The organism is Oribacterium sp. WCC10 (assembly GCF_900113415.1).
In the GTDB taxonomy this organism is placed as follows: domain Bacteria; phylum Bacillota; class Clostridia; order Lachnospirales; family Lachnospiraceae; genus Oribacterium.
In genome coordinates this window covers 233,928-259,519 of record NZ_FOPH01000003.1, presented here as the reverse complement: position 1 = coordinate 259,519, position 25,592 = coordinate 233,928, and the positions used below count along the sequence as shown (strand labels likewise).

Sequence of the window (25,592 nt, the reverse complement as noted above, 5' to 3'; positions counted from 1 at the left end):
TGAACAAAATCGCTGCGCGATGGCCTGCCAGGGCTGTGGCGCAGTTTTACTTTATTGACAAATAAAAAGCAGTGGAAGTTCTTTTCGTAATTCGGTATTGTTAAGTTACCACACCAAACAACTGAATACGGAAAGCCCCACTGCCTATGAAAACAATAGCATTTACAGGCGTCTTCCGCAATCGGAATTATGATGCCAACGCACCTCCTGATAGGTAGTTGTATCTGCAGGCAATACTATCAAGGAGGTTTTTATGTACGAAGATATTTTTACCCAGATCCGCAACGAAGCGAAAAAGCGGAACTTAAAAGAAAATACTATCAACGCTTACTGCAATTCCGTAGACTACTTCCTGCGCACTGTAAATAAAGATGTCTCTGCCCTAAAGACGGATGATGTTGATGCATTCCTGACAGAAAAGCGGCTAGGTGGACTGGCACCGCAAACCTATAACCACTATTACTCATCTATCCGTTTTTTCTATAAGCGAATTCTTAAGATGAATTGGGACGATGAAGACATTCCCAGGATGAAGCTTGACCGCTCATTGCCTACTGTTCTTTCAAGGGATGAAATACAGAGCATTATTGATCATACGCCCAACCTTAAACACAAAGCGATTATTGCCACCATGTATTCTTCCGGCCTGAGAGTGTCTGAAGTCGTACATCTTCATTATGACGATATATCCCGAGCTAACAGAACCATTCATGTCCGCGAAAGCAAGAGCCGACGGGACCGATATACGATTCTTTCTGATCGCAACCTTGATTTACTGACCGAATACTGGTTTAAGTGTGGCAAGCCCAGAGACATTCTTTTCCCAAGCTCATGGACCGGAACTTATCTTGACAAGAACAGCATCAATCAGTATTTCAAGAAAAGTGCAGAAAGAGCCGGTATTACAAAACATGTAACCAGTCATTGCTGCCGCCACAGCTTTGCCAGCCATCTGTTTGAGGATGGTGTTGACATTAAATACATCCAGGCATTGCTTGGACATGTGGATCCAAAATCGACAGAAGTCTATATCCATGTCAGCAACAAGAGCCTTCTTGGAATCCGCAGTCCTTATGACCTGCATAAAGGCGGTGAAGCATGAGCGCCGCCTGTACAATTCAGGATGTGTTCAATCGCTTTTATCCTGAGTACACGAAAACTCATGAACTCTCCGCGGCTCAGCGAAAAGCAGCTTATCACATCAGGAACTGCAAAACAGGTGCTTTTGGCGTCAACGTAAGTGTGTGTGAAGAATGCGGCTGTATTTCCGTCCACTATAATTCCTGCCGCGACCGGTGCTGTCCCATGTGCCAGGAGTTCCCGAAGGAAAAATGGGTGGACGCCCGTCGGGAAGATGTACTGGAAGCGCCATACTTCCATGTAGTCTTCACTGTTCCGGAGGAATTGAATCCAGTCATCTACAGCAATCAGAAACTTCTGTATGATGCTCTGTATCACGCATCTTCCGATACACTGCGGGAACTGGCTTCCGACATCAAATATCTCGGTGCAGACATCGGGTATATCTGCATTCTCCATACTTGGGGGAGTGAAATGAACTTCCATCCCCACATCCATGCCGTTGTCCTTGGCGGTGGTCTTGATCCCCAAAACCATTGGAAAGACAACGGGGAAGATTTCTTTCTTCCCATCCGGGTCGTTTCACGCCTTTTCCGCGGAAAGTATCTTGCGGAACTGAAGAACCTTTGGGAAGATGGAAAGCTTGAATTTTATGGCAAGGCGGAATGCTTCAAAAACCACTATGCGTTCAAGGAACTGCTGGACTCCTGTTATAAAAAAGAGTGGATCCCTTACTGCAAGAAACCGTTTGATGGCGCAGAGTCCGTTATCAAATATCTTGGGAAGTATACCCACCGGATCGCGATCAGCAACTACCGTATTAAAAGCATGACGGACAGCACGGTTACCTTTACTGCCAAAGACTACAAAAACCAGGGACAATGGAAAGAAGTCACCATCACCGGTGAAGAATTCATCCGCCGCTTCCTGATGCATGTCCCGCCCAAGAGGTTTGTCCGGATACGTCACTATGGGCTTCTGTCTTCACGCAACAAGAATCGTAAGATTACTCTGTGCAGGAACCTTCTTGGCTGCAAAAAGTATCTGTCCCGACTGAAGGATCTGGATGCCCCGGCGATCATCCGGCTTCTCTATAACAAGGATGTCTGTAAATGTTCATCCTGTGGCGGAAGGATCATTCCAATAGGTGCTGATCCGTCTTTGTTCCGGCCAGAGCCGCATCTGCTCTGCTGATACTTTGAAACAGAATACGGATCTATGTGAAGCCTTTTAAAGGCTTATTTCTGATGCGATCATCGTGGTTTTCTTGTACAAAACAGTACATTTATCAGAGAATCCATGCTACACTCTGAGCAAAAGCGGTCTGATTGAAAGTCCATATATACAGGCAACCCGGACGCGCTTTGTTCAACCAGGAAAAATCGAAATTGATGCAAACGAAAGGGCAGTTATCGAAAAGCGCATGCTGCTTTTTCGTTTGCACCATCTTCGATTCTTTCCTTAACGAGTTGTCGCACTCTTTAATAGAATAGATTGACTAAGTCAATAAAATTAGTTATCATCATAACAATTAAATCAAACAGACGCCCATTGCTACCGAGTAGTGGGATTTGCGTCATTTCTTTACCGTTAGGTCTTAGCAGGTGAAGGAATGGCGTATTTCTTTTTCACGAAAAGCTGTCAGTTCCACAAGGGATATGTGTTATTCTGATTGTAATTGGGATTTCAGGTCTTGAGATTTTAGCGAAGGATTGAGGGGGTAAAAATGTTTAGAAAAATGCGTAGATTTAAACAGCAGGTGTCAGAGACTGAGTGTATTGATATTTTAAAAAGTACTAAGCGAGGAGTTTTATCTGTAATCGGTGATGATGGCTATCCATATGGAATGCCAATTAATCATTACTATTGCGAAGAAGATGGCAAGCTTTATTTTCATGGTGCAAAGACCGGACATAAGATTGATGCTATCAAAGCCTGTGATAAGGCCAGTTATTGTGTTTATAACGATGGTTTCCGCAAGGAAGGTGATTGGGCGTTGAATATTACAAGTGTAATAACCTTTGGCAGAATCCATTTGGTAGATGATGAAAAGGTAGCTCTTAAGATCTGTTCAGAGCTTACTAAGAAGTTTACTGATGATCAGACGTATTTGGAGAAGGAGATTAAAAATTCTTTCCGTAATGTTCAGTGCATTGAGCTTGTGCCAGAGCATATGACAGGAAAGCTTGTGAACGAGTCATAAATAATACAAAAAAATCCTCTAAATCACCGACGACTAGGAATGCACTTCTTTCATCATAAAACCAGACATTGGTATTTCAGATACGGTATCCCTGTCATAATGATCTTGCAGATCATAATAATTGCAGTTATGGGAGCAAAATACTTATAGATATAGTGCTCCCGTTTTTGCTGGGATCAGCAATCTCACCCGTTCGCCCTAAGAAAGGTTTTGATATTTTCAACAGTTCTTTTTTTCAGGTCTTTGAGTGTGGTTATCTCTTTTTCGGAAAGTCCCTGATAGGCAATGAAATGGTTGTTAGAACTGCAACGATTGAAGATTGGTGAAAATCACTGATCTGTTTTTTGTTATATTAATATGCTTGACAAACAAATTAACCCTGTTACAATAAGCGGAAATTTCTTAAAGGGGTCAGTGACTTGCGATGAGGTATCTATCCCTGGAAAATTATGGTTTGTTTGATAAATTACTTTTTTAAATATGAGAATTATTTTATCTCCTGCAAAAAAAATGAATATTGATACAGATAAACTGGACTACAAAGATCTTCCGGTTTTTCTGGAACAGACTGAGGATATTCTCTCTTGGCTACGTGAGCATACTCTGTTAGAGCTCCAAAAAATATGGGGGTGTAATGAGAAGATAGCTGAGCTGAATTATGAACGTATCAGAGATATGGATTTACGCAACGGCTTAACTCCGGCAATTATTTCATATGAAGGTCTGGCTTATCAGTATATGGCACCTGCAGTATTTGAAAAGAGCAGTATTGATTATGTGCAGGAACACCTCAGGATTCTTTCAGGATTCTATGGCGTTCTTAAACCTTTGGACGGTGTGACTCCATATAGGCTTGAGATGCAGGCAAAGATAGGTATAGATGGTCATAAAGATCTGTATGAACTATGGGGGCATAGATTGTATGATGATGTATGTGACGGAACCGGAATTATCATCAATCTCGCCTCAAAGGAATATTCAAAGTGCATTGAGAAGTATCTAAAACCGGATGACACATTCATAACTGTAACTTTTTGCGAGACTGTAAATGGAAAGCTTGTGACAAAAGGTACATATGCAAAGATGGCAAGAGGTGAAATGGTAAGGTTCATGGCAGAGAGCAGGATAGAAGACCCCAAGGATATAATAAACTTTGACCGCTTGGGATATGTATTTAGGGAGGACCTTTCCTCCAAGAAGGAACTGGTATTTGAAAAAACAAAGTAAAAGAAAGATACTTTTGAAAGCAGGTGATAAAGTAATGTATATACAGTTTTCAGGCTCGAAGAAGTTGGAATGACACAAAGAACTATACTATAAATTTTGAACATTCCTATCATAGTTTGTTCCATAGTTGATTATGAGCAAGGAGATAATATGGTAAAACAGATAGTTAGAGATCCAATGTTCCTTCAGCAGAAATCAGTACCGGCTACTGAAGCTGACAAGCAGGTGGTTCAGGATCTTATAGATACATTAGAAGCAAATCGTGCCAGGTGCGTAGGTATGGCGGCAAATATGATCGGGGTGAAGAAGCAGATTATTGTTGTGGCAATCGGACCATTTTCTGTACCGATGATAAATCCGGTAATCACCAAGAAGACAGGTAAGTACGAGACAGAAGAGGGATGCTTGTCTTTGGATGGGGTTAGAGCATGTACCCGTTACAAGGAGATTGAGGTGGATTACCTGGATCAGAATTTCCGGAAACAACACGGTAAGTATACGGATTTCACTGCGCAGATCATCCAGCATGAGATTCAGCATTTTAGTGGGGAATTGATTTAATGGCATAATATGGAGGAAAGGTCAAATAACGGTGGATATTCATCTTCGGGTACTAAGAAAAAGACTGGTGATTCAAAAAGAAATAGCAGGGAAGATGATATTGAGGATTTGGCTGAAGAGTACATGGAGGCTGAAGGTCTGGACTATGATTCAGCGTATGAGGCGGCTGAAGAAGATTGATTCCGGGTTTGAAAGAGGTGCTTTGTGGAGTATAATCATTCTGTTTATGGGAACAACGCTGGGCTTTGTTGGATGAGAAAATCACAGTTTGTCGTTTCGTGTACCTGTAAAAATAATTCAAAATTGTTATAACGTGCGAAGTGATACATGAAGAAAAGAATTAATAGTAAAGATTTTGAAGAATTTAAAGATTCGATGCAAAGAGATCTAAACTCATATGAATATCCCTTTGTTGTTACAATTCGAAAAAATAAAATTGTTGCCGCCTGGAAGTCTCAGCAAATACAGGAAGGATCTGACAACAGAGAAATCAGTTCTTTTTCTGTGACTTATGTACTTAGACGAGACAAAACGTTTTGTGGTGGCAAGACTTGGCTTTACAGGGATACTTATAAGCCACATATGACCACGGAGACAAGAACAGTTTTTTCGCTCTCTACACCTAAGAATTTGCGTTGGAGGAATAGAGTAGATCATAAAGATTGGGCGAATATCGGATTTGATGAGGATAAGCTTCTTTCTATTATTGAACATTATCTGAAGGATCACGGTTTTGAATATCGTCCGGGGATATGGAATCACAGTCGCTTAGACTGGGAGGAAGGACGTCAGTTCCGCATCGCCGGAATTCTCTTTTTATTCGTAGGCATATTTTTGTTAACAGGTTTTTTGAATAGCTCAATGATTAGTGATTTTTTACGATTGGATGCCTTTTTCGCAGGAGCTATATTCCTTCTTTTGTGTGCAATACTGCTTCCATTGATTCTGATCATAATTGGAGCGCTGTTGTCTTTGATCGGTTTTGGGAAAATGGAATTCTATGATCTCAGACCGGATGTGGGAGTTAAGCTGGTTATAGGTATCATTATAGGAAGCTGGTTGTTGGTATTCGCACTTTTTTCATTGCACGTTAATTAAATGCCGCGCATCATCGATGAGTGGCAAATACTTTTGACACTCACGTCATTAAACATTTCAGTTAGAGGTAAGTCGAAAATGCATTTCAAAGAGGGAACAGGTTGGAAAGCCTGCTATGATGAGGAAAGAAATCTATATACCTTAGAACGTGGTGGATGCGGGTACTATCATCTGTATGAGATTACGGCAGAGATGTATGATGCACTGCGTGATGGTATGAGTGATGAGGATTCATATCACTTAATTAAGGATGCTCGACATCTTTATATGGATGTTAATGATCGTTGCGGTCCGCCGTATACTGTTGTATTAGATGAAGACTATGAGAAACTGTGCCCTTGGGCGAATGTAGTTTCCAGTGGAAAGATTTGGCCGTCTGAATTGACGGATGCGGCAGTGGAAATATTTGAGTCGGAAAAAGACAATCGGGCTCAACGACGTAAAAAGCGGGAAGAACGGGAAAACAAGTCTTGATAAGAAGATGCGGGGCTGCCTGGAACTATGGATGAAAGCATATTAAGTGTGTGTTTCCTTTTTTAAGAGATTTTATGAAGATGAAATGAAACAATGACATATTTCAATCATGGGAATTCTTCGATAGGTTCATATCCGTTATTTGAAAAATCATTTATGACATCCATCTCGGTTTTATACAGTTCTCCGTTAAAGCCTCTCAGGGCATCAAAAGGACTGAAGATCTTTGCCCGTCTGCCGAGATCCATGGAAGGGTGCTTAAGGGAAAAACTGTCAGTGGGGTTATGTATCGGTTTTCCTTTATCGTAGACGCTCTGATATCTGAAAGAGGATCGTGTTAAAGAGAAATTGATATCGTTATTCATAGTGGTTCCTCCGGTTGCTTTATAGACCGGAGGAACTTATGCTTTATGTCCTCCGATCTGGTTATTTCGTTCTATAGTGGTAGCTCCGTCTAAAAGATTCAAGCCTTTCAGCATGGCGTTCGCTCCGTATTTTGTTCTGACATCGAGAAGTGCTGCATGGATCTGCCGCTCTTTGTTCAAGGTTTCATAATCTGTGAAGAGATCCATCTGGTACATGCCACTATCACTTTTAACGTCACAAGCGCATACTCCAAGTCTTCGGAACAGTATCCTGTGGTCGCTCTTTTTCCTTACATCCTGCATGATAGGTTCGGTGATGAGTTTTGAAACATTGGTAGCAGTTGATAAGTTTACAGTACCGTTTGAGTGAGCAGGGTGAAGTCTTCCATACCAGTCAACAGAGAGTCTTCCGTCATAATATGGGAAATATTCAAGACTCTTGTAGTCATAGCTGATCCACCAGGTGAATTTGGATGATACGAGGTTCTTTCTGTACATGTCGCAGCACAGTATATCTATCATTTCCATAAGTACAACACAGGCCTCGTCGTATTTATATGGACGAGGCAGTACCTGTCCGTTGGAAAGAGAGTGGCTGTCGCTTTTATAATGCTTTATGTCATACATGGTGACAGGCTCTATCCCCCAGGCATGGTCGATGAGGATCTCGGCATCGATTCCAAAGGTTTTGTAGAACCATTCTTCATCCCATTGTGATCGTTCTGCTATATCACCCATGGTGAACATATGATTTTTTTCCAGTCTTCCTGCTTTACCATGACCTATCTGCCAGAAATCTGTAAGAGGTCTGTGATCCCACAGAAGATACTTGTAAGAATCTTCGTTCAGTTCAGCTATACGAACCCCGTTTTTGTCGGCAGGAGTTTTCTTCGCTACTATATCCATGGCGACTTTTGCAAGATACAGATTCGTTCCGATACCTACAGTTGCAGTGATACCGGTGCTAGTAAGAATATCTCTTATTATGGTCATGGCCATGGTATGTGCGGGAGAGTTTCCTAATTCTTCTGAAGCTCTCTTATATAAGTGAAGATACGGGGTACAGTCGATGAAGCTTTCATCAATGCTGTACACGTGTATATCTTCAGCTGCGGCATACTTCAGGTAGATACCATAGATTTGTGCTGAGATCTTTTCATATTCTGCCATGCGTGGCACAGCGCTGGTATAAAGTACACGGGTGTGGTGAAGCATCTCATATTTCCTGATGGCCTGCTTTGCTTCAAAGAGTCGAGGTCTGCTGGGTACGCCTATAGCTTTAAGTGCCGGTGATACAGCCAGACATATGGTCTGGTCTGACCGGCTCTCATCCGCCACGAGGAGATTGGCTTTAAGCGGATCATATCCCCTGGCGACACATTCCACTGATGCGTAGAAGCTCTTCATATCGATGGCGATATAGGTATGTTTCGTTTCCATGACTTCAGTTTAAGGCGTCCGGTAACAGAGCTTTATCGTCGATGTAGTAGTCGCAGGTGATCTTACGGGAGTTGTTGCCGTACATTTCTATGATTTCAGGAAGATTGTCATTGATGGCATCAAATTCAAGATGCTGTTCTTTGCACCATGCCACCGCTTTTTCCAGGGCTTCACCGGCACGGCATGTCCATAGTATGAGTTTATTTCCTGATTCACGCTGAGACTTAAGATATTTTATAAGCGGTATGTTCGGTTCACCTAATTCAGGCCAGTTGCTGTAACAGAGGGTGCCGTCAAAGTCCACGGCAATGATTGAATAGTCCATGCGATCGTCTCCATCAGTACATATGTTCTATATAAAGGAATATAGCATGACTCGAATGGAATATCAATCAAAAATGGAAAATAATATATTAATAAAGTTAAAATCAATTTAACATAGATTACACTCGCTAAACCAAATGGGAAAACATTGTTTATTCACTGGATTTTTCAATTATCATTTTAGACAAGGAATTTTTGATTATCTCGTTGGGATCTGATCCCGGACAGATCCATTCGTCTATTTTGTTCTCAGGCAACATGAGAGGCATCCGGTCATGGATCACGGCAAGTTCCGGTGTTGGCTCTTTGGTTAGTATAACAAAGACCGGATATCCATCTTCGATACGATAAAGTCCGCACAGCCATGTCATGGTAAGTCCTTCAGGCTGAATGGCGAATTTATCACCGGTTTTTACTTTTCCATCGGGACTTTTGAAGTGTTCCCACTCATAGTAGTATGAAGCCGGGATTATACATCTGTGGGAAAGCCAGGCTTCTTTAAAGGTGGGCTTTTGACCGGCTGTTTCAACTCTTGCATTGAATAATGTTCTTTTATTATCTCTGGCGGTAAAACCCCATTGCATGGGAAATACTGCTCTTGATCCTTTAGAGTCAGGAGCGATAACAGGGACTATATCTGTAGGACGAACTTCACCATGGGTTATCAGTGGTCTTGCGTGGGTATCTATAAATTTCTGTGTAAGACGTGATCTCGATACTGCATCTATGATTCCTTTTATTTCGGGAAGATCCTTTTCTATGGCATATCTTGTACACATGGTGGTTCCTCGGATTTCTTGTGAAAGTGGGATAGATTAATGTGGGATAGTCGTAAGTTTCGTGTGACAGGTTCCAAAGAAACCTGTCATATAGCACCGGAGTCCGCGAAGCGATTTTCAACTGTCAGGTGTTCCAACTCGTACTCCTCCGGGAACGATCCGATGTCGATTATGACACTCATATCGCTATAATGGATTATTTAACCGCGAGTTTTCCGAATATCTTGAATGTGCTGTATTCACTGACAGGGATTGGCTTATACTTTGCGTTTAAGGATACAAGGAATATGCCGGATTTCTTTTTGACAAATTTTTTAAAATAGGTAAGTCCGTCCATGAAGAACAGTCCTAAATCACCGGACTCGAGAGAGTCTGTCTGCTCTATCCATATAAGCTGTTCATTTTTGAATTCCGGTTCCATGCTGTCACCATCGAGGTATACGCCGAAGGAGGCTTTCTTTGGAACCGGGTCATAAAACTCCAGCTCTTCAAAGTTCTCATCATCAAGGAAATTACCTGTACCGGCGGAGGCTGATGTAAGGGCAATCTTCATCTTACGACCTTCGATTGGAAGTATCTCTGCCGATTTCTTTCCATATTTTTCTGAACCTTCCAGGAGTTCGATATATTCATATGCTTTTAAGACTCCATCATCATTAAGGTGCCTGAATGGATCGATGGGATTTTCTCCGATGAATTCTGTGTAGATATCATGGATCTCAAGAATCCGGCACAGAGCCAGGAGCTGGATTGCAGTCGGAGTGTTCGTACCTTTTTCCCATGAACTTACGGCGGCATTGCCTACATGGATATCATATTTCAGGAGTTCTTTAGATAAATCTATCTGAGATAACCCTTTCTTTTTTCTGTGTTGTGCAATGACCTGTCCGATGTTCATGGCATTCCTCGTTTCTGTTCATATTACTGTAACTGGTTTAATGACTCTGTTTTATAATTGAATATATCATGATTTAATCAGGGTATCAATCCATGATGGAAATAATCACAAAATACATAAAAAGCTGAACGTAAAATAGAATTAAACCACGTTTTTAATTGAATCATGTAGATGTTTATGTACATCAAAGAGTTTATCTCTGATATGTAAAACTGATATGAATTAAAGCAGGAACTATTGTTTACAATCAATTGAGACTGTGCAAAAATACATGTTAATGAAAAACTCAGGTCGTTTGAACATTGATTCGGATGATTTGAGTTTTTTGACAAGTGCATGAGGAGCAGCAGACAAAGGCGTTTAACAGGCTTTTTTCTGCTACTCTTTTTTTATTTCTGTTGTGGGATTCAAATGAAGTTCAGATAAATCCGGTAATATGATGTATGGGGAGAAATGATGGTAACTTGCAGAGATATATTGAATCTGAAACTTGACGGAGTGGAACTTGTGTCAGGATCCGGTGGGCTTGACCGTATTGTTTCATGGACCTATCTTGTTCAGACAAAGCCCTTTGATGAGCATATGAACAGAGGTAATTTCGCTTTGCTTGTAATTGACTATATAAGGTATTTTCCTGAGGATATTCCTGAGGTTATGGCGGAACTGAACACTCTTGGCATTTCGGGTTTCGGTATTTCTATTATGGATGACAGGGAAGAACTGTCTGATAAAGTAAAAAACATGGCGGAAGAACTGTCACTTCCGCTTTTTTATGTAAGATGGGAAGGTGCCAGCTTTGTTGATATAGATCAGAGTGTCGGAAAACTGATCACTGAAACCGGGGTGCAGAACAAAAGGGAGAGTGATTTCCTGTACAATCTTCTTTTCGGATATGACATAAGCGATAAATATATCGAAAAGATCACAGGTCAGTTCGGACTTGATTTTTCAAAACCATACCGTGTTGGAATAATCATTGTTGACAGGAAGTACGGAATCAATCATGAACAGGATGAGCACACTTATGAGTACTATGGAAATGTGCTTAGCCGGGAAGTGACAAGAATGGAAGGAAGACCTATGTTCATGCGTTTTTTGAATAAGTTTGTTCTTCTGTTTGAGGCAAGAAGCGATAAAAAAACAGAACATGAGCTGGAGAAATTATTGAGACGTATTGACTCAAATGAAAGCTTCCGGGACAAAATTTCAGGAACCTGCATTCTTGGAGCCCCATATCTCTATCCCAAAGATTATGGTCTCAGTTATCAGCAGGCTAAAAGTCTGATTCCCAAGATAGATATGCTTCCGAATCCAAAACATAAAAAAGTCTTAAGTGCCAGTGACATGGGAATATACAAGTTTATGTTCAATGCAGGAAATCAAAATGAAATACTTGATTACTGCAATAAGAATCTTGAGAAACTTGAAGAATATGATCACGCTAATGGCACATTTCTGGTAGATACATTGCTGGCATATTACATGAATGGATTCAACTCTGCAAATACCGCAAAAGAGCTTTTTGTTCACAGAAATTCATTGCAGTACAGACTTAACAAGATTCAGGAGCTTTTGGAACTGGAGCTGGATGATTATGTCAGATATCTGGATCTTGTGAACTGTATTCTGGTCAAGAGACTGATGTTTCTGTGATAAAGCTGATTGTGCAAATAACAAAAATATGACTGTGCATTGTGCACATTGAGACTATAGTCCGATTTGAATATCATATTTACTAACAGCAAGGGCGCCGTAGAAGTGAAGAACTTCCAACGGCGCCTGTTTAATTTTAAGGAGGAGATAAATTATGAAGAGACGATTGGCAATGACTGTTTTGGCAGGACTGATGTTTGCGGCATCCCTTACAGGCTGTGGATCAAGTGTACCGGAAGGTTCAGCTCAGAATACAACTTCAGCTGAGACATCTACTGAAGCGGAAACATCAGATACCGCATCGGAAAATGCATCAGAAAAACCTGTTCTGAGAGTTGGTATGGAATGTGCATACGCACCGTTTAACTGGACACAGGATGCCGATTCGACTCCGGATGGAAGTAAGGCGGTTCCGATTTATGATTCAAGCTATTATGCATACGGATATGATGTAGCCATTGCACAGATGCTGGCAGATGAGCTTGATATGGATCTTGAGATACACAAGGTTGAATGGTCATCTATAGGTATCTCAATGGATGCGGGTGATTACGACTGTATCATAGCCGGAATGGGAAGAACGGCTGAAAGACAGAAGGCATACAACTTCACTGAACCATACTATTACAGAGATAACTGTATCGTGGTAAAGAAGGACGGACCTTATTCCGATGTCAAAGGACTTTCCGAACTCAACGGTACAGGATGTGTTTTGACAACTCAGCTTGGATGCGGATGGATTCCTCTTCTTGATCAGGTAGAGGGTGCTGTGACAGGTACCAATTTCGAAACCACCTCCGAGTGCTTTATGGCAGTTTCAAACGGAGTGGCTGATGTATTTATCGTAGATGTGCCTACTGCAGAATCGGCTATTCTTACCAATGATGACCTCAAGATGATCAGATTTGATGAGAATGATACATTTACCGGGGATGAAGAAATGGTCAATGTCTGTATCGCCACAAGAAAGGATGACACTGAACTCTGCGGGAAGCTTCAGGGCGCAATGGATGCCATCGGCTGGAACGATAAGGAAAAGATGGATAAGCTTATGGAAAAGGTTCTCACACAGCAGCCTGCTGCAAACTAAAGAAATGTATGAAGAGGTAGCGCTATGATTATGAATTTGTTTTCTCAGACGGATCCAACCAATTCCCTTGAGTGGACATGGTTCCTTGCAAATAAGTATTCGGAAATGTTTCTACGGGGAACCTACCTTACACTGTATACAGCTGTCATCGGAACTCTGGCAGGATTTTTGCTCGGATATCTGATAGGTGTAATTCAGGATATGAAAGTGAATTCCGGTGATAATGCATTAAAGAAGTTCATAACAGGAATTCTAAAGACAGTGTGCGGTGCATACGTGGAAATATTCAGAGATACTCCGATGATAGTACAGGCGATGATCATCTATTATGGTCTCAGGCAGGCAAATGTTGAGATGACACCGGTTTTCGCAGGTATTTTTGTCACAGTACTTAATACGGGAGCCTACATGGCTGAGACCGTAAGAGCGGGAATCGGTTCCATAGACATAGGTCAGCGAGAAGGCGCCTTTGCCATGGGGATGTCTCCTATGAAAACAATGATTTATGTAGTGCTTCCTCAGGCGTTTAAAAATATCATTCCGGAGATGGCAAATACATTCCTTACAAACCTGAAGATGACCTCAGTGCTTAATGTTATAGCCGTGCAGGAGTTGTTTATGGCAGCCAAGACTGCCGGAGGGAACTACTACAAGTATTTCGAATCCTATCTTGTTATAGCTCTTATCTACTTTGTATTGTGCTTCGTTTTCAACAAGCTTTTTATCTTTATAGAAAAGAGCATGCAGGGCAGTGAGGACTATGCATTGGCAGTTGAGTACATGGATAATCAGTAAGGAGACAAGACTATGAGTGAAACAATTCTTTCTATACAGGATCTCGGAAAAAGCTTTGGTAAGCACGAAGTTTTAAGGAAGATAGACATTGACATAAAAAAGGGCGAAGTGATCTGTATAGTAGGTTCTTCCGGTTCCGGAAAATCGACCCTTCTAAGATGTATTAACAAACTTGAAAAGCAGACCAGAGGAAAAATTCTCTATCATGACAAGGAGATCACAGATGTGCAGAGTCATATCAATGATTACCGCTCAAAGGTGGGAATGGTATTTCAGTCCTTTAACCTCTTTAATAACATGACGGTTCTCGGTAACTGCATGTTGTGCACAAGAAAGGTTCTTCATCTCTCAAAAAAAGAGGCATTTGACAGAGCAATCACACATCTGAAGGAAGTTGGAATGGCTCCTTATATAAATGCAAAGCCCTCCATGCTTTCAGGAGGTCAGAAACAGAGAGTTGCAATAGCCAGAGCACTTTGCATGAATCCGGAGATTCTTCTTTTTGACGAACCAACATCAGCTCTTGATCCTGAAATGGTGGGTGAAGTTCTGACTGTCATGAAGGAACTGGCAACCACAGGTCTTACCATGATTATCGTAACCCACGAGATGGCTTTTGCAAGAGATGTTTCTACAAGAACCATTTTCATGGATAACGGATACGTTGCAGAGGATGCGACTCCGGAAATACTTTTCAAGAATCCGAAAAATGAAAGGACCAGAGAATTCCTGTCACGATATCTTGCAGGGTAAAACAAAAAATGTACACCGGTACTGTGAATCAGATGCCTCTGATTCACTTATAGAAAATAGAAAGTACATTTTCAATGTTTATGCCTTCAACTGAAGCAAGGTGGAATGGAGATAGATATGGATAAATTTGTAGTGACCTTCGCAAGAGGATTTGGAAGCGGAGGAAAAGTTATAGCATCGACACTTGCAAAAGAGCTGGGTATCAACTGCTACGAGAACAGAATTCTCACTCTGGCAAGTCAGATGAGCGGACTTGATGAAAAATTGTTTCAGGAGGTGAATGAAAAGCTCAGTAAATCCAATGGCTTTTCAAGTTTCCTTAAAGGACTTCCGAGATCAAAGAGCTATATAGCCAGAAATGAAAATTTTGTATCCGATGACAGACTTTTTGAGTACCAGAGCAAAATCATAAGGAATCTGGCGGATACCGAATCCTGTGTGATCGTCGGTAAATGTGCCGACTATGTTCTGAGGGGCAGGGACAATGTAGTAAGCGTCTATATAGAGGCTCCACGTTCATACTGTGTAGATAGGACTATGGAAAACATGGGCGTCACTGAAGAGGTTGCACATGCCACCATAGAAAAAACAGATAAGTACAGAGCAGATTACTATAAGTATTATACGCACGGTAATTACTGGACGAATCCCGTAAATTACGATATGACGCTGAACAGTGAGCGAATAGGGGTTGATAACTGTGTATCACTTATAGAGCAGTATCTCATTATAAAAGGAATCATCACAGAAGATCGGATACGAAAAACAAAACATAAAGATGTAAAACTTAAGCTTGTTCAATAAAAATATTTATAAGGAACGTGGTGCAGCCCTTCGTTAAGAGAATTCAAACGGACTGATGTTCCCGGTAACGCATAGTCCTAAGAGGTCTGATAATGACCGGACATTACTATATTAAAAAAGGAGAAGAAGGCTATGAAACTGGCAGATACAGGATATACATCAAAAGAAATTAAGGAAATGGCAGATAAGTACATGATATCTACATTTGAGAGATATGATTTTCTTGCAGAAACAGGTAAGGAACAGTATCTGTATGATGAGAATGGTGAGAGATATCTGGACTTTTATGCAGGCATAGCGGTAAATTCAGCCGGAAACTGTAATGAGAGAGTTGTTGATGCGGTTGTGCAGCAGGCAAAGACACTGATGCAGACCTTTAACTATCCGTATACTATTCCACAGGCTCTTCTTGCTAAGAAGGTTTGTGAGACCATCGGAATGGATAAGATTTTTTATCAGAATTCCGGAACCGAAGCAAATGAGGCCATGATCAAGATGGCAAGAAAGTACGGTATAGAGAAGTATGGCCCCAACAGATATCATATCGTAACTGCAAAAATGGGATTCCATGGAAGAACCTTCGGTGCCATGTCTGCAACAGGCCAGCCTGGAAACGGCTGTCAGATAGGATTCGGTCCCATGACCTATGGCTTTTCTTATGCCCCGTATAATGACCTTCAGGCTTTCAAGGATGCATGCACGGAAAACACAATTGCAATCATGGTAGAACCTGTTCAGGGCGAAGGCGGAGTACATCCTGCAACAAGGGAATTCCTTGTAGGGCTCAGAAAGTTCTGTGATGAGAAGGGAATGCTGCTGCTTCTTGATGAGGTTCAGACAGGCTGGTGCAGAACTGGTGAAGTGATGAGCTATATGCATTATGGTATCAAGCCTGATATCGTTTCCATGGCCAAAGCTTTGGGAGGCGGAATGCCTATAGGCGCAATCTGTGCCACAAAGGAGGTTGCTAAGGCATTTACAGAAGGCTCTCATGGTACTACTTTTGGCGGACATCCGGTATGCTGTGCCGCTGCCCTTGCCGAAGTAAACGAGCTTCTTGAAAGAGATCTTGCAGGTAATGCCGCAAAGATGGGAGATTACTTTGCTGAGAAACTTGAGAAGATACCACATGTAAAGGCAGTTCGTCATCAGGGATTACTTGTAGGTGTTGAATTTGATGAAAACGTAAATGCGGTAGATGTAAAGCACGGTTGTCTCCACAGACATCTTCTGGTTACGGCTATCGGCAGCAGCATTATCAGAATGGTACCTCCACTTATCATCGATGAGAAGGACTGTGATATGGCTGCACGAATCATCAGCGAGGCGGTAATGAGTATCGTTGAGGAGGCGGCATAAATATGGAGACATTTTCATTTTCTATACCGCAGAATGTTGTTTTCGGAGCAGGGAGCCTGTTAAGGCTCCCTGAACTCGCCGTAAAGGCAGGTGGAAAGAAGGCGTATATTATTTCTGGGCCCCATCTTCATAAGATCGGGATGGTAGAAAAGTGTACCGGAGATCTTCGTGAGGCAGGAATAGAGTCAGAAGCTTTCACTGAGGCGGGATAGATGCGTGGCAGCAGTTATGGCAACAATCCTCGGATTTGTCATCACATGGTTTGTGGGATTTGATGAGTGATTTACAGTGCCGTTCCGTCTTTAGAGCCCGGATATAGAAATAATATCCCCGGAGATGTGTCGTAAAGATACATTTCCGGGGAATTCTTATTTACCTAGATGATTGGAAAGAGAAAGAACAGGCATAACAATCATGACTCTGGCATCAAATCATTTCATAATGATCAGTTCATATTCTCTGGTACCGAGACCGATTTTTTCAGCATGTTCGAGGGTTTCCTTCCATGCAACATTCGGATTGGAATTGAGCCATACGTCTCCATGATCATGAAAATGAGGTGAAGCCATATTATCACCAAGCTGACTGTTACGTATAGGTGATGCTTTCTGACAAAGATCAACGCATGCCTGATCAAGAGCAACAGGATCAAAAGAAGCCAGCATACCTATATCAGGCAGTATAGGTGCATCATTTTCGCCGTGACAGTCACAGTTTGGAGATACATCGCAGATGAGACTTATATGAAAACACGGGCGCCCATAGCACACAGCCTGAGTGTATTCAGCCATACGTCTGCCAAGCATCTGCGGCGCATCATCATTATCGTTGGAAATAGCGTCAAAGCCGCAGGCACCGATACATCTGCCGCAACCTTTACAAAGTTCAGGATCGATATAAGCGCGTTTCACTGTTTTTCCGTTCACAATCCTTTCAGGATAGGATATGGCATCTGAACCACATTCTTTGGCACAATGAAGACATCCGCGACAAAGGTTTTCATCAACATGAGGATGACCGCTTTTATGCTGCTGCATCTTTCCGGCTCTGCTTCCACAGCCCATACCGATATTCTTTATAGCACCACCGAAGCCTGCCTGTTCATGACCCTTGAAATGTGTTAATGAGATAAAGATATCTGCATCCATCACTGCACGCCCGATATAGGCCTCTTTACAGTATTCGCCGTTATGAACAGGTACTTCAATATCATCTGTACCACGTAGTCCGTCTCCGATGATTATCTGACATCCCGTAGTTATGATATTAAACCCATTGATGTTGGCACAGTCAAGATGTTCAAGAGCATTTTTTCTACTGCCGGGATACAGTGTATTACAGTCGGTGAGATAAGGAAGACCTCCAAGCTCCTTGACTATGTCTGCCACAGCTTTAGCATAGTTTGGTCGAAGATATGCAAGATTACCCAGCTCACCAAAATGCATCTTTATAGCAGTAAACTTACCTTCAAAATCTATGTTTCCAATACCGGCAGTTCGTATTAGTTTCTGCAATTTGCTGGGAAGACTGACACCTAAAGTAGTCCGAAAATCTGTAAAATAGACTTTTGACTTATCCATAAAAATCTCCTTTTTGATAAACAAAACCTGGCATTAGTTCTAAACATAAACAACTTTTCCCTGACAGTTAAAGCTGTAAATTAAATTTATTTTAACAGTTTATATTTTTTTAGAATACTGCATTTGTATCATTATAAAATAGTTTTAATAAAAAATTGTTTACTTACGGTAATGTACGATCAAAAGTTTATAAATCCGAATACTGAAATGTTTTGTAGTATAATCTAAGGAACCACTTATATCATCAGTGGTTCATCAGAATCTCCGGCGTCGGGGCGCGGATTTTCAAAGGGATTTGATGCTTCGCATTGAAAATCCGGCAGGAAAACGCTTTAATCAGCGTTTTCTTAAAGTAACTTTAAAGAATTAGAGGATAATGTATGAAAACCAGAGAAGAGGCATTGGCATATGGTTTGACATTTGCTGATACATATCAGGAGGCTCCATTTCATGATGCAAACTGGCAGCTGATAAGAGTCAAGCCCGGTAAAAAAGCATTTTTGTGGACATATGAAAAGGATGGGCAGATTTGTCTGAATTTGAAATGTGATCCTGAATGGCGCGATTTTTGGAGAAAAGCATATAAGTCAGTTTTACCGGGGTATCATCAGAATAAAGAGCATTGGAATACAGTGATATTAGATGGTTCTATTCCTGATGAAGAAATAAAAAGAATGATAGCAGAAAGCTATTATCTTGTGACAGACAGTCCTACCAAACGTATATATGAAGCGGTAAAAAGAATTCCAAAAGGAAAAGTGGCAACCTACGCGCAGGTAGCTGCCATGGCAGGAAATCCGAAGATGTGTCGGGCAGTTGGTAATGCTTTACACAAAAATCCTGATTTTGACAATATACCTTGTTATCGGGTGGTGAATTCAAAGGGTGAGTTGGCCGGGGAGTATGCATTTGGTGGAGCGTGGGCTCAGAAAGAACTTCTGGAAGCGGATGGAATAGAAGTTATTGATGGCAGAGTTGATTTGTCAAGATATGCGATTGATATTATTTGCACCGCTTAATATGTGCAACAGGTGATATAATGTTATAAATATCATGATTCTCCCACTTGTGTCTGTGTGAAATGTGATCAATGATATATTTGCTGTTGATGCCTGTAGAAGTATTCTTTTGATATGGGAATAAAACACCGTGCCGGGTACGGAAGAATTGTTTATATTTCAACTGATTTATAAAAAGACGAGGAGGTTGGAAATGGATACAAACTATAATTATGAAGAAGAGATGGCAAAATTAAAAGCTGCTGCCTCCCTTTCTCCGGAAGAATTGGCCAAAAAGCTTGAAGAAGCACAAAGGCTGGCTCTGGAGACTATGGCCAGAATGACACCGGAAGAACGTCTGCGTGCGGAGGAAGAAGCACAGAGAATCATCAGGGAGGATGAACAGAAACGCAAAGCTCTCCTTGAATCGGCTCAACAGGTTTTGGGTAAACGTACGCCCGGATTCTGTCCGTACTGCGGAACTCCCAATAGCGGTGGTAATTTCTGTTCGAATTGCGGTGGAGCATTAAACGTTAACTAAACATAAATCCCGGGTGATAAAAAGCTTGATTTTATACCATGCGCTTTCATCTCCGTAGTTTTTTTATTTCAGAGAAATACTGATTAAAGCGTTTCCCTGGCTGAATTAACTCATTCTATGACACTAATCAATTCACGGAATATCGAAAGGACGGAATAAGGACAGAAAATGATACAGGATATTTACCCAAGCAGATTAAATAATGCGTTTACGAATTTTGACATCAGAGATGATGACAGTATTCTTGTTTTTGACAAAGACGGAAAAATACTTGTCGGGGAAAAGGATGGCGAAGTTGTTTTTCTCACCGAAAAAGATACAGGTTCAGATGATGTGATATATCTCTTTTCAGTGGATGAAACCAGATTCTTTTTGAAAACAGGAGTGCATGTTTTCATCAGGGAAGGATTTGACTATTATTCAATCCGGGAGATTCGTGACAGGTTTTCCGGGAAAGAAGTGTTTGCGCTTTTTACAGGGTACCATCTCTGGAAATGGTATGATGACAATAAGTATTGTGGCAAATGCGGACATCGTTTAGTGTTTGATGAGAAAGAAAGAGCTTTGAGATGTCCTGAATGTAACAATATCATTTATCCAAGAATCAATCCGGCGGTTATCGTAGGTGTCATAAAGGATGATTGCATTTTGATCACGAAATATCGTAGAGGATATGGACATAACGCACTGGTGGCAGGATTCACGGAGATAGGAGAAACACTTGAGGAAACTGTTGCGAGAGAAGTGATGGAGGAAACCGGAGTTTCGGTGAAAAACATCCGTTACTATAAATCACAACCATGGGGAATGGCGCAGGATATTCTGGTAGGTTTTTTCTGTGAGGCAGATGGTGATGGAAAGATCCGCATGGATGAGAATGAGTTAAAATATGCAGATTGGGTGAAAAGAGAGTGTATTGAGCTTCAGCCAAATAATCTGAGTCTTACAAATGAGATGATGAAGGTTTTCAAAGAAAATCTTCTCAATTGATAAAAACAGGTATCATTTTGTGATGCCTGTTATTTTTATTGATAATACTGCCGATATAACCCTTGATGATATGAACGTGAAATTGTACAGAAGCTTTAACGAATATTGATTGAAGGAGAACAAAAATGAAATACGGGAAAGCGACATTACGTAAAAAGTCCAGTATAAGTAGAAAGCTGGCCGCAATTGTTGCAATTGTACTTCTGGGGGTTTTTGCGGCAATGACGATAGCAATCATTGTTTTTGTCGGCGGATCCATGCTGAAAGCTACTGACAAGACCATGTACGCAATGGCAGACAAAGGTGCCTCAAAGATCCAGTCAATTTTGAATGTTGCAAATGATATTGATGAGAATATCCAGACAGTAATGAAGCGTATGTATGCGTCGGATGACAGCAGGGAATCAGGTATTGTTGCGTCATGGACGGTTGAGGGCGATATCAAGGAACAGCCACAACCGACGACCGGCACTTTTTTCAGCCGTGTGACAGGTGAAGAAATCAGTGGAAGCAGATATGCAGCTGAAACCGTTGTATTGAATTCATTGATTCATGCAGTATCAACATATGATTATATAGCTGGTGTCGGAATCCTTATGGAACCGGGTGCATTTTCAAAGGATATGAAACAGTTCGCACCTTACATAACAAGAACTGATAACGAAAATGGAATTGTTAGAAATCTTGAATACGATTCCTATGCAAATGCTGAGTATTATGCTCCGGCAAAATCATCTCTTGAGAATGGAACATCGTCGGCATACGAGATGGATGAGATGAAGGTTGTAACGCTTTACTATCCTATAGTTTCTGATGGTGCATTTAAAGGTACTGTTATCATCACCATAGATACGGCGTCATTCGGTATTATCGTGGATAAACATCCTCCGTTCAACAATATGATCTACAATGTATTCAGCGGAAGCGGTGATTTCCTGCTCAGCAGCAATCTGGCTATCATTGGAACCAGTTTCAAGGATGTCATCGGAGAAAAGAGCTTTGCTGATTTTACAAATGGCGAGCAGACACATGAGAGATTCAAGTTCACAAGTACCTCTCAAAAGAACGGAAAGGTAATCCGTTACTTCTCACCGATTGAAGTTGGCGGCGGATACTGGTGGACACAATGCGCACTTCAGCAGAATGATTATTATGCTCCGAATTATGATATAGTCATTTTTATCGTGATATTTGCAATTATTGCACTTGCTGTTCTAAGTCTTGTCGTAGTCAGTCTTCTGACGAAAACTCTCGCACCTCTCAATCGAATCGGAGATGCTGCACAGAAAGTTGCAGTTGGTAACTTTGATGTAGATGTATCATACAAAGGAAATGATGAAATCGGAGTTCTTGCAGACTCGATTCACCAGTTTATTGAGAGACTTCGCAAGATTATCGAGGATCTTTCAGAGAATCTGACACAGCTTGCAGCAGGTAACTTCAATACTGATTCGAACCGACACAGGGAACTGTATGTAGGAGCATATGCACCGTTGAAAGAAGCTGTGAACAGCATCAGTACAGAATTATCTGCAACCATGAGAGAGATCAAGAGTTCGGCAAATCAGGTATCCGGTGAAGCAGAGCAGGTTGCTTCCGGTTCCCAGGCGCTGGCACAGGGATCTACAGAGCAGGCTTCATCGGTTGAGGATCTTTCAAAGGCTATGGGAAATATTTCCAGGAAGGTACTTAGCACAACAGACCTGACCAAGGAAGCTGCAATGATCAGTCAGGGTTCCAATGATGCAGTCAGAACATCCAATGATAAGATGCGGGAAATGTCTAACTCCATGACAGAAATAACAGAGAAGGCAAATGAAATAGGCAAGATCATCAAGACTATTGATGACATTGCATTCCAGACTAACATTCTTGCACTTAATGCAGCGATTGAGGCGGCAAGAGCAGGAACTGCCGGAAAGGGATTTGCTGTTGTAGCTGATGAGGTAGGTAATCTGGCAAAGAAGTCGCAGGATGCTGCAGGTGATACTGCTAAGCTTATCGAAGATACGATTGAGGCTGTACATAAGGGTGCAGGAATCACAGATGAGACTGCAATCGCCCTTGGCAAGGTATCCGAAAGCTTCACAAGAATCGATGAACTGATAAGCAAGATTTCTGAAGCTTCTGAACAGCAGAGTGCCGGTATACAGCAGGTAACAGAAGGAATCGATCAGATTTCTTCAGTAGTACAGACCAACTCGGCAACAGCAGAGGAGAGTGCGGCAGCCAGCCAGGAACTTTCAACTCAGGCAGAAAAACTCGATGGTCTTGTTACAAAATTCCGGTTAAGAGGATAATGTTCCATCCGGGAAAAATTATGAAGAGGGAAAATCCGTGGCTCAGCCACGGATTTTGCATGCCTGATGTAACATGAAAAAGTATTCATTTGAGAATATAGGGAAATGCTGATTAAAGCGTTCCTCTGGCCGGATTTTCGATGCGAAGCATCAACTTCCTTTGAAAATCCGTACCGCGACGCAGGAGGCTCTAGGGAAATACTGATTTAATCAGTGTTCCATAGCTTTAAGTTTTAAATAAAAAGAGTATCAGAGAAATCTTAAGAAGAATTATGAAAGGGTAATTACCAAATGGTTTTATTTGTAAATTCATGTGTTCGTGATGAATCAAGAACAGGAAAACTGGCGTGGGCTCTTCTTGAAAAAATCGGAGATGATTATACAGAAATCAGGCTGGAAGAAGTGAGTTTTCCAAAAACAGATGAAAACTTTCTCAAAAAAAGAGACAGTCTGATAGCTTCCGGTTGTTTTGATGATGACTCGTTTTCGCTGGCAAGACAGTTTGCATCAGCTGATACTATCGTCATTGCAGCCCCATATTGGGATCTTTCTTTTCCGGCATCTCTTAAGCAGTACATCGAACATATCAATGTTCTTGGGATTACTTTTGAGTACACAGCTGAAGGTATGCCCCATGGATTATGTAAGGCTGAAAAACTGTATTACATAATGACTGCAGGAGGAAGTTACGTTCCGGATGAGTTTGGTTTTATGTATATAAAAGCATTGGCTCAGAATTTTTACGGCATCGGGGATGTAGAACTTATCAAGGCTACGGGACTTGACATAGTCGGAGCAGATGTGGAATCGATAATGAATAAAGCGTTGGCTGATATTTCATCAGGTTGAAAGATACTTACAGGGACTTATGCTATTAATAATGCTTACTTTTTCAGCTTGTGGTATAACATAGTATATATAGAAATGTACGTGAACAAACTGCTCCTGCCATCGTAGTGTGGCTAAGTGAGCGGGTGAAAATCTCAAAAGGAGAAGAACTATGATCTATTACATCAAAGAAATGGAAGAGGATTTTCTGAATGACTTTATCTTTTGGTCTAATAACCGTGGTGAGTTCATAAAGGATGGGAAAGAACTGACTTATGATGAACTTCCTGAAGAGCTTCGAAGTGTACATACAGAACTCTGGGAAGAAAACAAGGAAGGTTTGAGCTGCTGCCTTGCTCAGTATAAGGGGGAATACGGTATAGCACTTATTGCCGACTACAGCAGATCTTCACAGACAAATAATCTTGATATGGCAAAAAGAGTAGCCAAAACTCTTGATGAGAAGCTCTCAAAAACTGTATCGATCATTATCGCCTATGATCTTGGACCCGCTGATGAAAGTGGCGGATGTCTTACAAATGTTATTCTTTTCTGGCCATCAATCACTTCACAGGCTGCATTTAATACTGATGCAAAGACATTTGGAGAAATGGCTTACAAGGCTGAAAAGCAGACTTTATATTCAGAATATCAGGTACCGTTTACTTGTGAATTGTATGGAAGAATCACTGTTAAGGCAAAGAATAAAGAAGAAGCAAAAGCAGTCGCTGCCGTAAAGATTGATTCAATGACTGAAGATGACGTCTGGAAAAATACAACTCTTCTCCGCAATACTTTGAAAGTTGATGACAGAAGTAAGATTCTTATGTAATTAAAGTCATAAGGATGGTATTATAGCATCAGGCCATTTAAAAGACATGCGGTTTAAACAGGAGGATAATTGTAAATGGAATTGATACAAAGTTTTTCAGTAGACCATACTCGTATTGTACCGGGTATTTTTACAAGCAGGGTTGATCATTTGGGTGATTATTCAGTCACTACATATGATGTCAGACTTAAGAGACCAAACAGGGAACCGGTGATAGATGTTGCTGCCATGCATTCCCTTGAACACATCATTGCAACCTGTCTTCGTAATGATCCTGACTGGAAAGACGAGGTTATTTACTGGGGACCTATGGGATGTCTCACAGGATTTTATCTCATCCTTAAGGGTGACCGCACTTCAAAGGAAGTTTTCGATCTGATTCTCAGATCATTTAAGTCTGTCAATGATACACAGGTTGTGCCGGGAACAACTCCTGAGAATTGCGGATATTACCGTATGCACAATCTTGATATGGCAAAATGGTATGCAAACGAGTTTGTTTCTTATCTTGAAGCCAATGCGGAAAATGATGATATATATGAGTATCCAAAGACAGAACGACTTGTAACTGATGACGGACAGCATTTCTTCGATTCCTGATTGCGAATAGCTGAAAAAGT

General features: G+C 41.3%; 28 protein-coding genes. 22 read left to right on the top strand and 6 right to left on the bottom strand.

What is annotated here, in order from left to right; translation table 11 throughout:
* The first annotated feature begins 253 nt into the window (after positions 1–253).
* The 8 genes from BM294_RS03785 to BM294_RS03745 all read left to right on the top strand — a co-directional run bounded on the left by BM294_RS03785 (position 254) and on the right by BM294_RS03745 (position 6,643).
* Positions 254–1,102: a tyrosine-type recombinase/integrase gene (locus BM294_RS03785; protein ID WP_091205030.1), complete on the top strand. Its 849-nt coding sequence runs from the start codon at positions 254–256 to the stop codon at positions 1,100–1,102.
* Complete coding sequence (locus BM294_RS03780; RefSeq protein WP_091205029.1) at positions 1,099–2,274, top strand: IS91 family transposase; 1,176 nt, start codon at positions 1,099–1,101, stop codon at positions 2,272–2,274. The genes BM294_RS03785 and BM294_RS03780 overlap by 4 nt, the downstream gene beginning before the upstream one ends.
* A gap of 532 nt (positions 2,275–2,806) precedes the next feature.
* The gene (locus tag BM294_RS03770) at positions 2,807–3,283 is read left to right on the top strand and encodes a pyridoxamine 5'-phosphate oxidase family protein (protein ID WP_091205027.1); all 477 of its coding nucleotides are present in this window, start codon (positions 2,807–2,809) and stop codon (positions 3,281–3,283) included.
* A 480-nt stretch (positions 3,284–3,763) separates the two neighbouring features.
* Positions 3,764–4,510, top strand: coding sequence for a peroxide stress protein YaaA (yaaA, locus tag BM294_RS03760; protein ID WP_091205025.1), 747 nt, complete (start codon positions 3,764–3,766; stop codon positions 4,508–4,510).
* A 150-nt stretch (positions 4,511–4,660) separates the two neighbouring features.
* A complete protein-coding gene (locus BM294_RS03755; protein ID WP_091205023.1) occupies positions 4,661–5,071 on the top strand; it encodes a peptide deformylase in 411 nt (136 codons plus the stop codon).
* A 9-nt stretch (positions 5,072–5,080) separates the two neighbouring features.
* A complete protein-coding gene (locus tag BM294_RS15785; RefSeq protein WP_175494478.1) occupies positions 5,081–5,251 on the top strand; it encodes a hypothetical protein in 171 nt (56 codons plus the stop codon).
* 147 nt (positions 5,252–5,398) lie between these two features.
* Entirely contained in the window at positions 5,399–6,169 is a 771-nt protein-coding gene (locus BM294_RS03750; protein WP_091205021.1) for a hypothetical protein, read from the top strand.
* A gap of 78 nt (positions 6,170–6,247) precedes the next feature.
* Positions 6,248–6,643: a hypothetical protein gene (locus BM294_RS03745; protein ID WP_091205020.1), complete on the top strand. Its 396-nt coding sequence runs from the start codon at positions 6,248–6,250 to the stop codon at positions 6,641–6,643.
* Positions 6,644–6,750: 107 nt separating this feature from the next.
* Here BM294_RS03745 and BM294_RS03740 read toward each other — a convergent pair whose 3' ends face one another.
* From BM294_RS03740 to BM294_RS03720, 5 genes are all read right to left on the bottom strand, one after another.
* Entirely contained in the window at positions 6,751–7,008 is a 258-nt protein-coding gene (locus BM294_RS03740; protein ID WP_091205018.1) for a hypothetical protein, read from the bottom strand.
* Positions 7,009–7,044: 36 nt separating this feature from the next.
* Positions 7,045–8,448, bottom strand: coding sequence for a Y-family DNA polymerase (locus BM294_RS03735; protein ID WP_091205016.1), 1,404 nt, complete (start codon positions 8,446–8,448; stop codon positions 7,045–7,047).
* A 4-nt stretch (positions 8,449–8,452) separates the two neighbouring features.
* Complete coding sequence (locus tag BM294_RS03730) at positions 8,453–8,773, bottom strand: hypothetical protein (protein ID WP_091205015.1); 321 nt, start codon at positions 8,771–8,773, stop codon at positions 8,453–8,455.
* 151 nt (positions 8,774–8,924) lie between these two features.
* A complete protein-coding gene (locus tag BM294_RS03725; RefSeq protein WP_091205013.1) occupies positions 8,925–9,551 on the bottom strand; it encodes an SOS response-associated peptidase in 627 nt (208 codons plus the stop codon).
* 196 nt (positions 9,552–9,747) lie between these two features.
* Complete coding sequence (locus BM294_RS03720) at positions 9,748–10,449, bottom strand: XRE family transcriptional regulator (RefSeq protein ID WP_091205012.1); 702 nt, start codon at positions 10,447–10,449, stop codon at positions 9,748–9,750.
* Between the two features lie 456 nt (positions 10,450–10,905).
* Here BM294_RS03720 and BM294_RS03715 point away from each other — a divergent pair, with 456 nt between their 5' ends.
* The 7 genes from BM294_RS03715 (at position 10,906) to BM294_RS03685 (ending at position 17,115) form a co-directional block, all read left to right on the top strand.
* On the top strand, positions 10,906–12,102 hold the full coding sequence (locus tag BM294_RS03715) for a helix-turn-helix domain-containing protein (protein WP_091205010.1): 1,197 nt from the start codon (positions 10,906–10,908) through the stop codon (positions 12,100–12,102).
* 154 nt (positions 12,103–12,256) lie between these two features.
* Complete coding sequence (locus BM294_RS03710; RefSeq protein WP_091205008.1) at positions 12,257–13,192, top strand: transporter substrate-binding domain-containing protein; 936 nt, start codon at positions 12,257–12,259, stop codon at positions 13,190–13,192.
* A 24-nt stretch (positions 13,193–13,216) separates the two neighbouring features.
* Positions 13,217–13,987, top strand: coding sequence for an amino acid ABC transporter permease (locus tag BM294_RS03705; RefSeq protein WP_242944411.1), 771 nt, complete (start codon positions 13,217–13,219; stop codon positions 13,985–13,987).
* 12 nt (positions 13,988–13,999) lie between these two features.
* Positions 14,000–14,740 (top strand): amino acid ABC transporter ATP-binding protein, encoded by a 741-nt coding sequence (locus BM294_RS03700; protein WP_091205006.1) that lies wholly within the window; start codon positions 14,000–14,002, stop codon positions 14,738–14,740.
* Positions 14,741–14,857: 117 nt separating this feature from the next.
* Entirely contained in the window at positions 14,858–15,544 is a 687-nt protein-coding gene (locus BM294_RS03695; RefSeq protein WP_091205004.1) for a cytidylate kinase-like family protein, read from the top strand.
* Between the two features lie 132 nt (positions 15,545–15,676).
* Complete coding sequence (locus tag BM294_RS03690; protein ID WP_091205002.1) at positions 15,677–16,903, top strand: aspartate aminotransferase family protein; 1,227 nt, start codon at positions 15,677–15,679, stop codon at positions 16,901–16,903.
* A 2-nt stretch (positions 16,904–16,905) separates the two neighbouring features.
* The gene (locus tag BM294_RS03685; RefSeq protein WP_091205001.1) at positions 16,906–17,115 is read left to right on the top strand and encodes an iron-containing alcohol dehydrogenase; all 210 of its coding nucleotides are present in this window, start codon (positions 16,906–16,908) and stop codon (positions 17,113–17,115) included.
* Positions 17,116–17,334: 219 nt separating this feature from the next.
* Here the strand turns inward: BM294_RS03685 and BM294_RS03680 are convergent, their stop codons facing one another.
* Positions 17,335–18,483, bottom strand: a complete 1,149-nt coding sequence (locus BM294_RS03680; RefSeq protein WP_091204999.1) for a DUF362 domain-containing protein — start codon at positions 18,481–18,483, stop codon at positions 17,335–17,337.
* A 380-nt stretch (positions 18,484–18,863) separates the two neighbouring features.
* On the opposite strand from BM294_RS03680, the gene BM294_RS03675 reads away from it, so the two are divergent.
* The 7 genes from BM294_RS03675 to BM294_RS03645 all read left to right on the top strand — a co-directional run bounded on the left by BM294_RS03675 (position 18,864) and on the right by BM294_RS03645 (position 25,572).
* Complete coding sequence (locus BM294_RS03675; RefSeq protein WP_091204997.1) at positions 18,864–19,502, top strand: methylated-DNA--[protein]-cysteine S-methyltransferase; 639 nt, start codon at positions 18,864–18,866, stop codon at positions 19,500–19,502.
* A gap of 193 nt (positions 19,503–19,695) precedes the next feature.
* Positions 19,696–20,022 carry a zinc ribbon domain-containing protein gene (locus BM294_RS03670; protein WP_091204996.1) on the top strand — a complete coding sequence of 109 codons (327 nt, stop codon included), beginning with the start codon at positions 19,696–19,698 and terminating at the stop codon, positions 20,020–20,022.
* Between the two features lie 168 nt (positions 20,023–20,190).
* Entirely contained in the window at positions 20,191–21,012 is an 822-nt protein-coding gene (gene nudC / locus BM294_RS03665; protein ID WP_091204994.1) for an NAD(+) diphosphatase, read from the top strand.
* A gap of 125 nt (positions 21,013–21,137) precedes the next feature.
* Positions 21,138–23,312, top strand: coding sequence for a methyl-accepting chemotaxis protein (locus tag BM294_RS03660; protein ID WP_242944410.1), 2,175 nt, complete (start codon positions 21,138–21,140; stop codon positions 23,310–23,312).
* Between the two features lie 291 nt (positions 23,313–23,603).
* On the top strand, positions 23,604–24,161 hold the full coding sequence (locus BM294_RS03655; protein ID WP_091204993.1) for an NAD(P)H-dependent oxidoreductase: 558 nt from the start codon (positions 23,604–23,606) through the stop codon (positions 24,159–24,161).
* A gap of 151 nt (positions 24,162–24,312) precedes the next feature.
* Entirely contained in the window at positions 24,313–24,972 is a 660-nt protein-coding gene (locus BM294_RS03650; protein ID WP_091204991.1) for a basic helix-loop-helix domain-containing protein, read from the top strand.
* A 75-nt stretch (positions 24,973–25,047) separates the two neighbouring features.
* A complete protein-coding gene (locus BM294_RS03645; protein ID WP_091204990.1) occupies positions 25,048–25,572 on the top strand; it encodes an S-ribosylhomocysteine lyase in 525 nt (174 codons plus the stop codon).
* Positions 25,573–25,592: the final 20 nt, after the last annotated feature.

Bases quoted from the DNA above. Each gene is read 5' to 3' on its own strand.
- BM294_RS03785 (WP_091205030.1), top strand. From the start codon at position 254: ATGTACGAAGATATTTTTACCCAGATCCGCAACGAAGCGAAAAAGCGG.
- BM294_RS03780 (WP_091205029.1), top strand. From the start codon at position 1,099: ATGAGCGCCGCCTGTACAATTCAGGATGTGTTCAATCGCTTTTATCCT.
- BM294_RS03770 (WP_091205027.1), top strand. From the start codon at position 2,807: ATGTTTAGAAAAATGCGTAGATTTAAACAGCAGGTGTCAGAGACTGAG.
- yaaA (WP_091205025.1), top strand. From the start codon at position 3,764: ATGAGAATTATTTTATCTCCTGCAAAAAAAATGAATATTGATACAGAT.
- BM294_RS03755 (WP_091205023.1), top strand. From the start codon at position 4,661: ATGGTAAAACAGATAGTTAGAGATCCAATGTTCCTTCAGCAGAAATCA.
- BM294_RS15785 (WP_175494478.1), top strand. From the start codon at position 5,081: ATGGAGGAAAGGTCAAATAACGGTGGATATTCATCTTCGGGTACTAAG.
- BM294_RS03750 (WP_091205021.1), top strand. From the start codon at position 5,399: ATGAAGAAAAGAATTAATAGTAAAGATTTTGAAGAATTTAAAGATTCG.
- BM294_RS03745 (WP_091205020.1), top strand. From the start codon at position 6,248: ATGCATTTCAAAGAGGGAACAGGTTGGAAAGCCTGCTATGATGAGGAA.
- BM294_RS03740 (WP_091205018.1), bottom strand. From the start codon at position 7,008: ATGAATAACGATATCAATTTCTCTTTAACACGATCCTCTTTCAGATAT.
- BM294_RS03735 (WP_091205016.1), bottom strand. From the start codon at position 8,448: ATGGAAACGAAACATACCTATATCGCCATCGATATGAAGAGCTTCTAC.
- BM294_RS03730 (WP_091205015.1), bottom strand. From the start codon at position 8,773: ATGGACTATTCAATCATTGCCGTGGACTTTGACGGCACCCTCTGTTAC.
- BM294_RS03725 (WP_091205013.1), bottom strand. From the start codon at position 9,551: ATGTGTACAAGATATGCCATAGAAAAGGATCTTCCCGAAATAAAAGGA.
- BM294_RS03720 (WP_091205012.1), bottom strand. From the start codon at position 10,449: ATGAACATCGGACAGGTCATTGCACAACACAGAAAAAAGAAAGGGTTA.
- BM294_RS03715 (WP_091205010.1), top strand. From the start codon at position 10,906: ATGGTAACTTGCAGAGATATATTGAATCTGAAACTTGACGGAGTGGAA.
- BM294_RS03710 (WP_091205008.1), top strand. From the start codon at position 12,257: ATGAAGAGACGATTGGCAATGACTGTTTTGGCAGGACTGATGTTTGCG.
- BM294_RS03705 (WP_242944411.1), top strand. From the start codon at position 13,217: ATGATTATGAATTTGTTTTCTCAGACGGATCCAACCAATTCCCTTGAG.
- BM294_RS03700 (WP_091205006.1), top strand. From the start codon at position 14,000: ATGAGTGAAACAATTCTTTCTATACAGGATCTCGGAAAAAGCTTTGGT.
- BM294_RS03695 (WP_091205004.1), top strand. From the start codon at position 14,858: ATGGATAAATTTGTAGTGACCTTCGCAAGAGGATTTGGAAGCGGAGGA.
- BM294_RS03690 (WP_091205002.1), top strand. From the start codon at position 15,677: ATGAAACTGGCAGATACAGGATATACATCAAAAGAAATTAAGGAAATG.
- BM294_RS03685 (WP_091205001.1), top strand. From the start codon at position 16,906: ATGGAGACATTTTCATTTTCTATACCGCAGAATGTTGTTTTCGGAGCA.
- BM294_RS03680 (WP_091204999.1), bottom strand. From the start codon at position 18,483: ATGGATAAGTCAAAAGTCTATTTTACAGATTTTCGGACTACTTTAGGT.
- BM294_RS03675 (WP_091204997.1), top strand. From the start codon at position 18,864: ATGAAAACCAGAGAAGAGGCATTGGCATATGGTTTGACATTTGCTGAT.
- BM294_RS03670 (WP_091204996.1), top strand. From the start codon at position 19,696: ATGGATACAAACTATAATTATGAAGAAGAGATGGCAAAATTAAAAGCT.
- nudC (WP_091204994.1), top strand. From the start codon at position 20,191: ATGATACAGGATATTTACCCAAGCAGATTAAATAATGCGTTTACGAAT.
- BM294_RS03660 (WP_242944410.1), top strand. From the start codon at position 21,138: ATGAAATACGGGAAAGCGACATTACGTAAAAAGTCCAGTATAAGTAGA.
- BM294_RS03655 (WP_091204993.1), top strand. From the start codon at position 23,604: ATGGTTTTATTTGTAAATTCATGTGTTCGTGATGAATCAAGAACAGGA.
- BM294_RS03650 (WP_091204991.1), top strand. From the start codon at position 24,313: ATGATCTATTACATCAAAGAAATGGAAGAGGATTTTCTGAATGACTTT.
- BM294_RS03645 (WP_091204990.1), top strand. From the start codon at position 25,048: ATGGAATTGATACAAAGTTTTTCAGTAGACCATACTCGTATTGTACCG.